Genomic DNA, 12,863 nt, shown 5'->3' with positions numbered 1-12,863 from the left:
CACCTTGCACCGCTCGACCTGCACCTCACCCCATGAGTCGTCGGCACGCTCCCGCCTGGCCGGCTTCCCGCCACCGCTACGAGTTGCGACAGAAGGCACGTCCACTGATGAAAGACCTCGACCCACACGCCTACGTCGAAGACCGGTCGCCGGGCACCGGACGACTGCGGCCGCGCGCCGCGTTCGCTTCCGACCTGCCCACGATCGCGCTCGACGGCGACTGGAGATTCCGACTGGCGTCGGGGCTGGACGACCTCACCGGGGACTTCGCCGCGCCGGACTTCGACGACACCTCCTGGGACCTGCTCGCCGTGCCGTCCTGCTGGCAGATGACCGGCCTGCCCGGTGAGCCGCGCTATGGTGCCCCGGCCTATACCAACATCCTCTACCCGTTCCCGGTCGACCCGCCGCGGGTGCCCCGGCAGAACCCGACCGGCGAGTACCGCCGCGAGTTCGACGTTCCGGACGGGTTCCCGGCAGCGGCCTCCGTGCTCCGGTTCGAGGGCGTCGACTCCGCGTTCGCGGTGTGGCTCAACGGGATCCGGCTCGGCGACGGCAAGGGCAGCCGGCTGACGACCGAGTTCGACGTCTCCGCCGTTCTGCGGCCCGGCCGGAACGTGCTCGCGGTCCGCGTGCACCAGTGGTCGTCCGGCAGCTACCTGGAAGACCAGGACATGTGGTGGCTGTCCGGGATCTTCCGGTCGGTGTCCGTGGCAGCCCGCGGTGTCGAGGACTTCTTCGTCCACGCCGCCTACGACCACATGACGGGCCGGGGCACCCTGTCCGTCGACGTCGACGCCCCGACCCGCGTGTCCCTGTCGGTGCCCGAGCTCGGCATATCCGCCGCCGATCCGGCCGGCCCGCACGTGATCGACCGCATCGAGCCCTGGTCGGACGAGCGGCCGCGCCTGTACTCGGGGGAACTGGTTTCCGAAGCCGGGGAGCGGATTCCGCTGCGCATCGGCTTCCGCACGGTGGCCGTCGTGGACGGCGTGCTGACCGCCAACGGCCGGCCGCTCTCGCTACGGGGCGTCAACCGCCACGAATGGCACCCTCTGACGGGACGTACCCTGACCGAGGACACCATGGTGACCGACGTGCTGCTCATGAAGCAGCACAACATCAACGCGGTGCGCACCAGCCACTACCCGCCCGACCACCGTTTCCTGGACCTGTGCGACGAGCACGGCCTGTGGGTGTTCTGCGAGGGCGACCTCGAGACGCACGGCTTCGAGCCGGGCGGCTGGCGGCGCAATCCCAGCGACGACCCCGCGTGGCGCGAGGCGTACCTGGACCGGACCGCGCGGCTGGTGGAACGCGACAAGAACCACCCCTCGGTCATCGTCTGGTCGCTGGGGAACGAGTCCGGCACCGGAGCCAACCTGGCCGCCGCAGCCGCGTGGATCCGGCAGCGCGACGGCAGCCGCCTGATCCACTACGAGGGCGACCACGAGAGCTGCGCGTACGTCGACCTGTACTCCCGCATGTACATCGGGGTGGACGAGCTGGCCGCCGTGGGACGCGGCCAGGAGGCGCCGACGGCTGATCCGGCCGACGACGCCCACCGCCGCGCCCTGCCGTTCGTGCTGTGCGAGTACGGGCACGCCATGGGCACCGGACCCGGCGGGCTGTCCGAGTACCAGCAGGTCATCGAGGCACATCCGCGCCTGGCCGGTGGATTCATCTGGGAGTGGATCGACCACGGGATCGCCCGGCTCACGGGGCAGCAGGACCCCCACTCGTACTACGCCTACGGCGGCGACTTCGGCGAGGAGGTCCACGACGGCAATTTCGTCGCCGACGGGCTGCTCTTCCCCTACCGCACGCCGTCGCCGGGCCTGGTCGAGTACAAGAAGGTCATCGAACCGGTCCGGATCCACGTCGCCCCGGCGGCGCGGCGGATCGCCGTGCACAACCTGCACCACGTCCGCGACACCGGCTACCTGGACTTCCAGTGGACCGTCGAGGACGGCGGCGAGCCGGTGGGCTCCGGCGGCCTCTCCGTGCCCGCGACCGCTCCGGGCGCGACGACAACCGTCGAATGGCCCGCCGACGTCACCGCCGCGCTCGATGCGGCGCGCAAGAACGACTCCGGCCACGAGGTGTGGCTGACCGTGACCGCGGTGCTCGCCGCCGACGAGACCTGGGCCCGGGCCGGCCACGAGATCGCCTGGGCGCAGGGGCTGGTCGTGGCTCCCGCCGCCTCGCCGGTCCCCTTCACGTCGGCGCCGGCGATCGCCCACGACGGGTACATCGCACTGGGTCCCGCGCGGTTCGACGCCCGCAGCGGGGTGCTGATCCGGCTCGGCGACCTGGAGCTCGACGGGCCCAGGCTGGACATCTGGCGTGCCCCGATCGACAACGACCTGCTCAACGCCTTCGGCGAGCCGCAGATCACCTCCTGGCTCGCCGCCGGACTGAACCGGATGCGCCATGAGGTCCTGAGCGTCGAGCCCGACGCACAAGGGCTCACGGTCACCGCCCGGCTCGCCGCCGCCGGATCCTCCTCCGCGCTCGGCGTGGTCTACCGCTGGACGGCCTGCGACGGACCGGAAGCGGGCCAGACCCGGCTCCGGCTGGAATGCGCCGTCACCCCTGACGGCGCATGGTCGGTGCCGCTGCCCCGGCTGGGGATCGCGATGTCGCTGCCCGGCACCGACGCCGAGGTCGAGTGGTTCGGCCTCGGCCCCGGCGAGGCGTACCGCGACTCCCGTACCGCCGCTCGCGTCGGCCGCCACCGGTCGACTGTCTCGGCGATGCAGACCCCCTATGTCCGCCCGCAGGAGAACGGCAACCGCCACCAAGTCCGCCGCACCCGGATCACTACCGCGGACGGCACCCTGCGCATCACGGGCGACCCGGTCATCGACCTGACCGTGCGTCCTTGGAGCACCGCAGCCCTGGCTGCCGCGGCCCACCAGCACGACCTGGTCGGCGACGGCAGGCTCCATCTGTACCTCGACCACGCGCACCACGGCCTCGGCAGCGCGGCCTGCGGCCCGGGCCCGTCGGCATCGGACGTCCTTGCCGCGGTCCCGACGGTGTTCGGCGTGGAGTTCAGCACCGGCCGGTAGGCGGGCCTGGCCGCCCGCCCACCGACAGTCCAGCAAGTCAGTCCCCGTCACGAAGGGTTTCCCTCACATGGACAGCACCACCATACGCACCCGCAGACTCCTGGCGCTCGCCACCGCGACGGTCATCGCGTTCGGCGTCGGCGCGTGCAGCAGTGACAAGAACGACTCCGCCGGGGAATCGGGCCACAGCGGGCCGGTGAACATGGAGTTCTGGGGCTGGGCCGGCTACGAGAAGATCGTCGACCAGTGGAACGCCTCCCACCCGGACATCAAGGTCACCTTCAAGAAGATCCCGTCGGGCCCCAAGGGCGGCTACACCCAGATCAGCAACGCGCTCACCGCCGGCAAGGGCCCGTGTCTGGCCCAGATCGAGTACCAGACCATCCCGTCGATGCTCGTGAAGAACTCGGTCATGGACATCACGCAGTACGCGAGCGACAGCATGGACAAGTACGTCCCGTCGGCCGTCTCCGCCTCCAGCGTCGGCGGCAAGATCTACGGGGTTCCGGTGGACGTCGGCCCGATGGTCCTCTTCTACCGCAAGGACCTGTTCGCCAAGTACGGCATCAGCAAGCCGCCGGCCACCTGGGCCGAGTACAAGGCCGACGCCGAGAAGGTCACCGCCGCCGACCCCGGTGTGAAGTTCGGCACCATGCTCGGCGACGCCAACGGTATGGCGGCCTTCACCCTGCAGACCGGCAAGTCCTGGTACTCGACCAAGGGAGACAGCTGGACCGTCAGCATCGACAACCCCGGCACCCGCAAGGTCGCCTCCTACTGGCAGGACCTCAAGGACAAGGGTCTGGTGGCGAAGACCGGCAACGCCTGGGACCCGCAGTTCAACAAGGCCTCCGAAGCCGGCAAGGTGCTGACGTTCGTCAACGCGGCCTGGGCCGCCGGCGGTCTGAAGTCGGACCTGAAGGACCTGGCCGGCAAGTGGAGGGTCGCCCCGATGCCGACCTGGAAGGCCGGCGACGGCAAGAGCGCCAGCAGCGGCGGCTCGGCCACCTCGGTGATGACCGGGTGCAAGACGCCCCGCGAAGCAGTGCAGTTCGCCGATTTTCTGTCCAGTGACCCGCAGGCCGTGAAGACGGGCATCGAAAGCGGGCTGTACCCGGCGTCGAAGGCCGGACAGGAAGACCCGTCACTCACAGGGGGCGACCCGTACTTCGGCGGCCAGAAGGTCGGTGACGTGTACAAGGCCTCCGCCGCGCAGGTGCCCAGCACCTGGACCAACGGCCCGACCTTCCAGCAGGTCGAGTCGGACTTCACCGGTGCCATCGGTAAGGGCACCCTGCCGGACGCGGTCACCAAGGTCCAGGCCTCGACGGTCGCCGCGATCAAGAAGCTCGGCCTGTCGGTGACCAACGGCTGAGGCGGGACTCCAGCCGCCCCGAAGGGTTCCCGCGGCCGCCCGTACCCGGCGCCGCGGGGGCCCGCTCCCCTGTCGACGAACCGCCCAGCGAGGTTTCCATGAGCAGTCCCAGCAGCACCCGGACGGCGTCACCGCCGCGGCCGGTGCCCGCGGCCACCCCCCGTGTCTCCCCCGCCGGTCGGCCTCGGCGCACCGGCCGCCGTGCCGCGTTGACCGCGTCGGGGTTCCTGGCACCGTTCGCGGTGCTCTTCCTGACCATGATGGTCGCGCCGATCTGTTACGCGATCTACCAGAGCTTCTTCACCGTCCGCCGCGCCGGGCTGTTCGGCGGTGCGCAGACCACGGAGTTCGCGGGACTGTCCAACTACGCCGACGCCTTCAGCGACCACGACTTCATCGCGTCGATCGTCCGGGTCGTGCTCCTTGGCTGCGTCCAGGTCCCGGTCATGCTCGGCCTCGCCCTCCTGCTCGCGCTCCTACTGGACTCCCGCTCGGCCCGGCTGCGGAAGACCTACCGGCTCACGTTCTTCCTGCCCTACGCGCTGCCAGGTGCGATCGCCGCGGTGATGTGGTCCTTCCTCCTGGTGAAAGACCTCTCGCCGTTCACCGGACCGCTGTCCCACATCGGGATCCACGTCGACTTCCTGTCGCCGTCGTGGGTTCCGGCCTCGATCGGGAACATGCTCACGTGGGGCTGGACCGGCTACAACATGCTGATCATCTACTCCGCGCTGCAGACGATCCCCGCCGAGGTGACAGAGGCCGCCGCGCTCGACGGCTGCACCGGATGGCGCCTGGCGTGGGCGGTGAAGATCCCTCTGGTGCGCCCCGCGCTGGTGCTGACCACGGTCTTCTCCATCATCGGGACAGCGCAGCTGTACACCGAGCCGGCAGTGCTGGTCAGCGCGCGCATCCCGGGCGTCGACCCGAAGTTCTCCCCGATCATGAACACAACCCTGGGCATGGACGTGGGCGGCCAGAACCTGGCCGCCGCCGAGTCCGTCGTGCTCGCGCTGATCACCCTCGTGCTCTCGTTCGGATTCCTCAAGTACAACCAGCGCAAGGGAGCGATGGCATGAGCGTGATTCCGGCCGGCCGACCGACCCGACCGCCCCGCCGCGGCAGCGACATCGCGAGCAAGGTCGTCGTCAACGGCGTGCTGGGCCTGATGGCCCTGTACACGCTGATCCCGCTGTGGTGGCTGTTCGTCTCCTCGACCAAGGAATCGGGCTACCTCTACACCGGTACGCCGCTGTGGTTCTCCCACTTCGACCTGGTCACCAACATCAGAGACGTGTTCAGCTTCGAGGGCGGCATCTTCTCCACCTGGCTCGCCAACAGCGCGCTGTACAGCCTCGTCGGCGCCGCCGTCGGCACCCTGCTGTCCGCGATGGCCGGCTACGCGCTGTCCAAGTTCAGCTTCCGCGGCCGCGAAAGCGTGTTCAACGTCATCCTCGCCTCGGTTCTCATCCCGGCACCGATGTTCGCCCTGCCGTTGTTCCTGCTCATGGCCAAGCTGGACATCACCAACTCCTACTGGTCGGTGCTGCTGCCCAGCTGTGTCAGCCCGTTCGGCGTCTACCTGTGCCGGATCTTCGCCGCGGCGTCCGTCCCGGACGAACTCCTTGAGGCCGCACGGCTCGACGGAGCAGGCGAACAGCGCACCTTCTTCCGGATCGCCCTGCCGCTGATGTCCCCGGCACTGGTGACCGTCTTCCTGTTCCAGTTCGTCGCCATCTGGAACAACTACCTGCTGCCCTCGCTCATGCTCAACACCCCCTCACTGCAGCCCGTCACGGTGGGCCTGGTGCAGTGGCGCTCGGAGTTCGCCAGCGGAGTGCCGCTGCTGCTGCCGATCACCGGTGCGTTCCTGTCTCTGATCCCTCTGCTCGTCGCCTTCGTCAGCCTCCAGCGGTTCTGGCGCAGGGGCCTGACCGCAGGCGCCGTCAAGTAGCGCGTTCGCCGCCCCACCTCCATCCCGAAACGCAAAGGACCACTGCATTGCCCCGCGCCCACATCGAACTCGACAGGCGGGCCGTCATCGCTCCCGTCCGGCGCCGCACCTTCGGCTCGTTCGTCGAACACCTCGGCCGCTGCGTGTACACCGGGATCTACGAGCCGGAACACCCGAGCGCGAACGAAGAAGGGTTCCGTATGGACGTCGTCGCGCTCGTCAGGGAGCTCGGCAGCACGACCATCCGCTACCCGGGCGGCAACTTCGTCTCCGGCTTCCGCTGGGAGGACTCGATCGGCCCGCGCGACAAGCGCCCGGTGCGCCGCGACCTCGCCTGGCACTCGCTGGAGTCGAACCAGGTCGGCCTGGACGAGTTCGCCCGCTGGCTCAAGCTCACCGACTCCGAGCTGATGCTCGCGGTGAACCTCGGTACGCGGGGCATCCAGCCCGCCCTGGACCTGCTCGAGTACGCCAACCACCCCGCCGGTACGGCGCTGTCGGACCTGCGGATCGCCAACGGCACGCCGGAGCCGCACAACGTGCGCATGTGGTGCCTCGGCAACGAGATGGACGGGCCGTGGCAGACCGGCTTCCTGTCAGCCGACGACTACGGCAAGCTCGCCGCCCGTACCGCCGGCGCGATGAAGATGGCCGACAAGGACCTCGAACTCGTGGTCTGCGGCTCCTCCGGCTCCTGGATGCCGACCTTCGGCGACTGGGAGCGCACGGTGCTCGAGCACACCTACGACCACGTCGACCACGTCTCCTGCCACGCCTACTACCAGGAGCTCGACGGCGACCTCGGCTCCTTCCTCGCCTCGGCGACCGACATGGACTACTTCATCGACACCGTCGTCGCGACCGCCGACCACGTGGGCTACAAGAAACGCTCCAAGAAGAAGATCAACATCTCGTTCGACGAGTGGAACGTCTGGTATCAGAAGGAGTTCCACGAGTCCGACGAGGTCAACGACGAGTGGCGGCACGCCCCCCGGCAGCTGGAGGACGTCTACTCGGTGGCGGACGCCGTCGTCGTCGGCAACCTGCTGATGACGCTGCTCAAGCACAGTGACCGCGTCACCTCGGCCTCGCTCGCGCAACTCGTCAACGTGATCGCGCCGATCATGACCGAGCCCGGCGGCCCTGCCTGGCGGCAGACGACCTTCTACCCGTTCTCGATCACCAGCCGGCTTGCCGCCGGTGAGGTGATCCGGCCCGTTGTCGAGGCGCCGACCTACACGACGGCACGCCATGGCGAGGCGTCTGTCGTCGACGCCGTCGCGACCGTCGACGAGGACCGGGCCGCGGTCTTCCTCGTCAACCGCGGGCTTTCGCAGACCACTCAGGTCACGGTCGATGTGCGCAGCCTTGGCTCCTCGCGGATTCTGGAGGCGGTCACACTCGCCGACCCGGATCCGTATGCGAAGAACACACTCACCGAGCAGAACCGCGTGACCCCGCACGCGAACCCGAGCGCGATCCTGTCCGACGGGCTGCTCAGCATAGAGCTGCCGCCGGTGTCGTGGACCGCAATTGCGCTGGGCTGAGTGACTGTCACCGCCGCTGGCATGCAGGACCGCGACGGCGCTCACCGACTGCCGGCGCTGCTGCGCGAACGGTTCTCCACGATCAGTCTCGTCTGGGCCGATGGCGGCTACGCCGGCTCTCCGTCAGGTGCGGGGCGGTGGCGGTGGACTCGGTCAGCGGGGCAGCCGAGTTGGCGCATGAGGTTGCGGCTGGTGTTCGAGGTGATCCGCTTGCCGCCCTTGGCCGGCCGGTGGCCCTCGGCTTCGATGCGTCGGCGATCCGCTGGCGCCGACGCCTTGGCCTGCGAGTTCACGGATGCGGTCGACCAGTTGCGGGTAGTACGACAGCTGGTTGAGCCGCTGGACCGGGCGGTCTTCGCATGCCACAGCGCGGTGATGTCACTGGCCTGACCGTGTCGCTGTCCGCCGTCCTGGCGGTGGCGCTGCTGACGGCCCTCGCCGTCTGGCAGGGCCTATGCCGACAACGCGCGCCGGCGCACCCAGGAAGCGGCCCGTCAGGTCGCCGACGTGGCAGACGCGCTGCGCACCACCGACCCGCGCACCGCGCTGCTGCTGGGCGCGGCCGCCTGGCGCGTCGCCGAGCTGCCCGAGTCCCGCCGCGCCCTGCTCGGCTCTTTGGTGAAGGTGTCCGTCTCCGGCTGGGCGAGAGGAGCCCAACCCGAACCGCGTGCGGTAGCGCACAGCGCGTGCGGGGAGCCCGACTGTGGTCAGTCACCGGATTTTTTGTGTCACCGCGTGTCACTCCGCGTCGCGGCGGGCCTGGCCGCGGCGGCGGAGCAGCAGGAGGCCGCCGGCTACCGTGGTGACGCCGGTCGCGGCCGTCCACAGAGCGAGGTCCGAGGCACCGGTGGCGGCCAGGTCCTTGTCGCTCTTTCCGCCCTGGGCGCTGACGTCTCCGGAGGACTGCCCGGCCGAGGACTTGGATGAACCGGACGTTCCGGAGGTACCGGACCTGGCGGCCGCCGGCTTCGACGGAGACGGTGAGGCTGCCGCCTCGGCCGCGGTGGCCTTGTCCCGGGTGTACGCCAGTGTGCCGAAGCCGAGTTCGTCGAATCCGCCGCTGTTCGGGCCGTAGTCGCCGCCGCCTCCCTCGGGCCCGCTGCGGGCCACCATCTCGCGGGTATTCGGCATGGCCATGCCGCGCCTGTTGGCGTAGTGGTTGTAGACCCGCGCCCAGACCGGGCGCCCACCGCCACGGCCGCCTTCGGAGATGACGGTCTGCTCCGTGTTCAAGCAGTGCACGCCGTTTGTCCAGGTGTAGGTGGTGTAGGGCACCTCGTAGCCGAGGTTGTACCGGGCGACGTACTCGCACGCCTTGCGGAACTTGGAGTCCTCCGCGCCGTAGAGGTCCACGCCCTGGTTCCAGGCCATCTCGCAGATGGTGCCCATCAGGCCGATGCCCAACAGGCTGTGGCCCTGGTCGCGCCCGCTCTCCTGCCACTGGGCCAGGTCGTTCTCGTAGACGTGGGGGATCGCCTTGTCCAGCGCGCCGTTGCCTGCGCCGTAGTAGAAGTAGTCGACCGTCTCGTTGAACTTGGCCCGGTCGTCGCAGAGGATCCCGATGGCCATGATCGAGGCCATCGAGCACAGGTCCCAGTTCGCCCAGTAGTGGCCGATGCAATTGGTCTTGCGGTATATGAAGTCGCGGTTCGTCGGATAGAAGTTGGCTGACCATCATGTCCTGGAAACGGGCCAGGTCGAAGCCGGGGTAGCCGCGCATGAGCTCGCCGACGTTGGCGAACTGGTACCCCTGGATGCCCGCCATGAGCACGACTTCGGAGCCTCCGCCGATGCCCTTCAGCGTCCCCGACCAGGCGTTGCAGATGTCCCGTGCGGTGTCGGCGTGTGCGGTGTCGCCGGTGATCTTCCAGCGCAGCGCGTTCTGGTAGGCGGCGTGGATGTCGTTGTAGAGAACCCAGTAGTTCTGGACGCCGCTCCCTCCCCGGATCGCGGTCGCCAGCGGGTTGGGCCGCCATGTGCTCTGCGAGTGACGGTTGGCGGTGAGCCTGGCGAAACCCGCCTTGTAGGGGGCGGCGCCCGCCTTCACCTTGGCGGCCATGCGCTCGAGATCGGCCCGGGTGTGGAGCATCCCGGGGTGCGCGAAGGATGTGCGCGCCGCCGTCGCCGGGGAGGCGGCCACGCCCGTGCCGATACCGATACCGACCGCGCCGGTTGCCGCTCCCGCGGCCTTGAGCATGGTGCGTCGGCTGATCTGAAGTGTCACTGTGTCGTTCCTTGGGCTCTTGTGGGAACAGCGCCTACGTAGGGAGACGTGATACGGAGCGGGCGATAACACAAAAGCGGGCACCACCGAGGAAAGGCAGGTGGTCTTGACGGTCCTCCGTCATGGGACTCAGCGTCACCCGGACGCACCTGAACAGGCAGGTCGACGATGGCGGACGCTCCCAGGAACACCCCCGTGGGCCGGCAACTCCAGGTGGAGACACGCGATGTGCAACTGCCAACTGCATGCCGGCGGCAATAGAGACGGGCCCCCGATCAGACGTCGCGGGGACGGTGCCCTCGGGACCACCGGACACCGTGTCCCTGCGTGACGGCCCGGCCCCACGGCGAAGGAGCCGCCGGGCCGGGCCGTGGCCGCGCCGGCTCGTATCAGTCGGCAGGCGGGATCGATGTGCGTCTAGCCGGTGACCCGGCGGAACGTCCACTGCTGGTTGGTGCTGCCCCTGTCGGCGTACTGGATCAGCGCGGCGCCGTCGGCCGTGCTGCCGGAGCTGACGTCGAGCACCTTGCCGCTGTTGCGGTTGACCACCTGGAACACACCTCCGGACAGCGGGCGCAGCTGCCACTGCTGGCTGGCCCTGCCGTCGGGGGTCGCCTGTACGACCCGCGCGCCGTCCGCCGTGGAGGATCCGGCCACGTCGAGCACCTTGCCGCTGCGGACGCAGGTGATGGTGTGGTAGCCGTCGGCCGTGGACTGGAAGGCCCACTGCTGGTTCGTCGCGCCGTTGTCGGTCCACTGGATCACGGCGGCGCCGTCCGCGCCGGACCCACCGGAGACTTCGGCCACCTTGCCGCTGCGCACGCTGACGCACGTGTAGACCCGGGTGGGTGCGATGGTGTACTGCACCGAGTCCACGTCGATGTAACCGGTGCCGCCCGGGTTGTAGGTGTAGAGGCCGATCCGGTCGCCGCGGTAGCCGCCCCAGGTGAGCTGGTAGGTGCCACCGACCTGGGTGTACGTGCTCCCGTCGAGGCTGTAGGAGAAGCGGCTGACCCCGTTCACGTCCCACGTGGTGCGCAGCCACACGGCGTTCTGCGTGATGGCCGCGCCGCTGGTCAGGGTGGAGCCGGCGTTGTGCTCGATCGTGGTGGTGGTCCCACTGCGTCGGACACCCAGTCCGGCGTAGGTGGCGGCGTAGTGGCACAGCCCGGCGTGCTGGCCGTCGGCGAGGCCGGCGAGTTCGAGGCGGACGGTCACCGTGGCGCCGCCCGCGGTGCGCAGCACTCGTTGGGTGAGGGTGTTGCCCACCTTCATCAGGTTGTCCCCGGCCAGCGGCGCGAACGCCTTCAGCCGCAGGTAGCCGGGGCGTTCGGTCAACGACCAGTAGTCCGCGCGGGGTTGGTAGTACCACTCCCACTGGGGCTTGAGGCGGGTGTCGGTGAACGAGTCGCTGGTCACGACGGCGGGCAGCGCGTCGACGGGGAGGCCGGGGGTGCCGGTGTCGGGCAACTGGCCCGTCCACGCCATATTGCCGATGCCGTCCGAGCCGACCGTGCCGATGATCGGCCAGCCGTCCACCCAGGTCACCGGCAGCAGGGACAGCACGCGCCCCTCCCAGCCGCCGTGGCCGTGGTGGGTCACGAAGTACCAGTCGCCGCCCGGGGTCTGCACCAGCCCGCCCTGGTTGGGCTCGCGGTCGACCGAGGTGTTGACGTGCAGCAGCTGCCGGGTCTCGAAGGGGCCGTAGAGGCTGGAGCCGCGGTTCATCATGAGGACCCGGCCCTCGGGCTTCACCTCGCTGAACAGGTGGTAGTAGACACCGTCGATCTTGTACAGCTTGCTGGCCTCGCTGCGGTTCGACTGGTGGATCACCGGGGCCGGGCCGATCAGCGACTTGCCGTCCTCGGACAGCTTGTACAGGTGGATCTTGTAGCTGTCCGAGTAGTGCGTGGTGACCAGGTAGCCCTGGCCGTCGTCGTCCCAGAACGGGCACACGTCGTTCCAGCCGGAGGTCCGCCACATCGAGTGCAACGGCTCCCAGGGCCCGGTCGGCGACGGGGCCGACGTCATGAAGAAGCCCTCGTCCGGGGTGTTGAAATACACCCAGTACCGCCCCGCGTGGTAGCGGATGGCCCCGGCCCACACACCGCGGCCGTAGCGGTTCATCCGGTCCCAGTTCAGCTCCGGTCCGATACGGGTGACGTCGTCGACCGAGCCGCCGAGCGTGCGCCAGTTGACCAGGTCCTTCGAGTGCAGGACGGCCATGCCGGGCGAGTACCCGAACGTGCTGGTGATGCCGTAGTAGTCGGAGCCGACCCGGATGCAGTCCCAGTCACTCAGGTCGGCCGGGACGATCGGGTTGGCGTACGTGCCGTCGCCCTGGTCACCCCACTTTGTGGCCGGAAACGAGTCTGCCGCCGCCGTGCTCGACGGGAGCAGGCCCGGGAGGAGGAGGGCGCCGGTACCGACCGCGGCGAGCCGGCCGAGTTGTCTTCTGGTGAGGTCCACGATGCAGTCCTTGGCTGGAGGTCATCACGTGCGGGAGCGGTGGGTGGACACCGCGGGGAGAACGCGGGAGGGAGAACATGGAAGGGACACGGCCTTCGCGTCGTGCGCGCCGCGTCCCAGCGGGGGACGCCCCTCACCCGCGCTGTGCGGGGGTGGCGGCATGACGAAGGCAGACCCCCGGACGCCCGGGCAACGGTCCTTTGGGACACGCGACGACCGA

At 69.3% G+C, this 12,863-nt stretch carries 9 protein-coding genes; 7 read left to right on the top strand and 2 right to left on the bottom strand.

Annotated features, from left to right (window positions below; all coding sequences use genetic code 11):
• Window positions 1–107: 107 nt before the first annotated feature.
• From NW895_RS14515 to NW895_RS14490, 6 genes are all read left to right on the top strand, one after another.
• Entirely contained in the window at window positions 108–3,074 is a 2,967-nt protein-coding gene (locus NW895_RS14515) for a glycoside hydrolase family 2 TIM barrel-domain containing protein (protein ID WP_289935909.1), read from the top strand.
• A gap of 67 nt (window positions 3,075–3,141) precedes the next feature.
• Window positions 3,142–4,449 carry a sugar ABC transporter substrate-binding protein gene (locus tag NW895_RS14510; RefSeq protein ID WP_289935908.1) on the top strand — a complete coding sequence of 436 codons (1,308 nt, stop codon included), beginning with the start codon at window positions 3,142–3,144 and terminating at the stop codon, window positions 4,447–4,449.
• Window positions 4,450–4,547: 98 nt separating this feature from the next.
• Complete coding sequence (locus NW895_RS14505; RefSeq protein ID WP_289935906.1) at window positions 4,548–5,528, top strand: sugar ABC transporter permease; 981 nt, start codon at window positions 4,548–4,550, stop codon at window positions 5,526–5,528.
• Complete coding sequence (locus NW895_RS14500) at window positions 5,525–6,403, top strand: carbohydrate ABC transporter permease (protein WP_289935905.1); 879 nt, start codon at window positions 5,525–5,527, stop codon at window positions 6,401–6,403. The genes NW895_RS14505 and NW895_RS14500 overlap by 4 nt, the downstream gene beginning before the upstream one ends.
• Before the next feature lie 47 nt (window positions 6,404–6,450).
• Window positions 6,451–7,950, top strand: a complete 1,500-nt coding sequence (locus tag NW895_RS14495) for an alpha-N-arabinofuranosidase (protein ID WP_289935903.1) — start codon at window positions 6,451–6,453, stop codon at window positions 7,948–7,950.
• Window positions 7,951–8,340, top strand: a complete 390-nt coding sequence (locus NW895_RS14490; protein ID WP_289936026.1) for a hypothetical protein — start codon at window positions 7,951–7,953, stop codon at window positions 8,338–8,340.
• A gap of 348 nt (window positions 8,341–8,688) precedes the next feature.
• On the opposite strand, the gene NW895_RS41185 is transcribed toward NW895_RS14490, so the two are convergent.
• Window positions 8,689–9,519, bottom strand: a complete 831-nt coding sequence (locus NW895_RS41185) for an alginate lyase family protein (RefSeq protein ID WP_354670090.1) — start codon at window positions 9,517–9,519, stop codon at window positions 8,689–8,691.
• 194 nt (window positions 9,520–9,713) lie between these two features.
• Here NW895_RS41185 and NW895_RS41180 point away from each other — a divergent pair, with 194 nt between their 5' ends.
• A complete protein-coding gene (locus NW895_RS41180; protein WP_354670089.1) occupies window positions 9,714–9,839 on the top strand; it encodes a hypothetical protein in 126 nt (41 codons plus the stop codon).
• Window positions 9,840–10,591: 752 nt separating this feature from the next.
• Here the strand turns inward: NW895_RS41180 and NW895_RS14475 are convergent.
• Window positions 10,592–12,643, bottom strand: a complete 2,052-nt coding sequence (locus NW895_RS14475) for a family 43 glycosylhydrolase (RefSeq protein WP_289935902.1) — start codon at window positions 12,641–12,643, stop codon at window positions 10,592–10,594.
• Window positions 12,644–12,863 lie beyond the last annotated feature (220 nt).

It is taken from the genome of Streptomyces sp. S.PNR 29, assembly GCF_030386795.1.
Classification (GTDB): Bacteria; Actinomycetota; Actinomycetes; order Streptomycetales; family Streptomycetaceae; genus Streptomyces.
This window is presented reverse-complemented; position numbering and strand designations above follow the sequence as displayed.

Bases quoted from the DNA above. Each gene is read 5' to 3' on its own strand.
- NW895_RS14515 (WP_289935909.1), top strand. From the start codon at position 108: ATGAAAGACCTCGACCCACACGCCTACGTCGAAGACCGGTCGCCGGGC.
- NW895_RS14510 (WP_289935908.1), top strand. From the start codon at position 3,142: ATGGACAGCACCACCATACGCACCCGCAGACTCCTGGCGCTCGCCACC.
- NW895_RS14505 (WP_289935906.1), top strand. From the start codon at position 4,548: ATGAGCAGTCCCAGCAGCACCCGGACGGCGTCACCGCCGCGGCCGGTG.
- NW895_RS14500 (WP_289935905.1), top strand. From the start codon at position 5,525: ATGAGCGTGATTCCGGCCGGCCGACCGACCCGACCGCCCCGCCGCGGC.
- NW895_RS41185 (WP_354670090.1), bottom strand. From the start codon at position 9,519: ATGGCCATCGGGATCCTCTGCGACGACCGGGCCAAGTTCAACGAGACG.
- NW895_RS41180 (WP_354670089.1), top strand. From the start codon at position 9,714: ATGAGCACGACTTCGGAGCCTCCGCCGATGCCCTTCAGCGTCCCCGAC.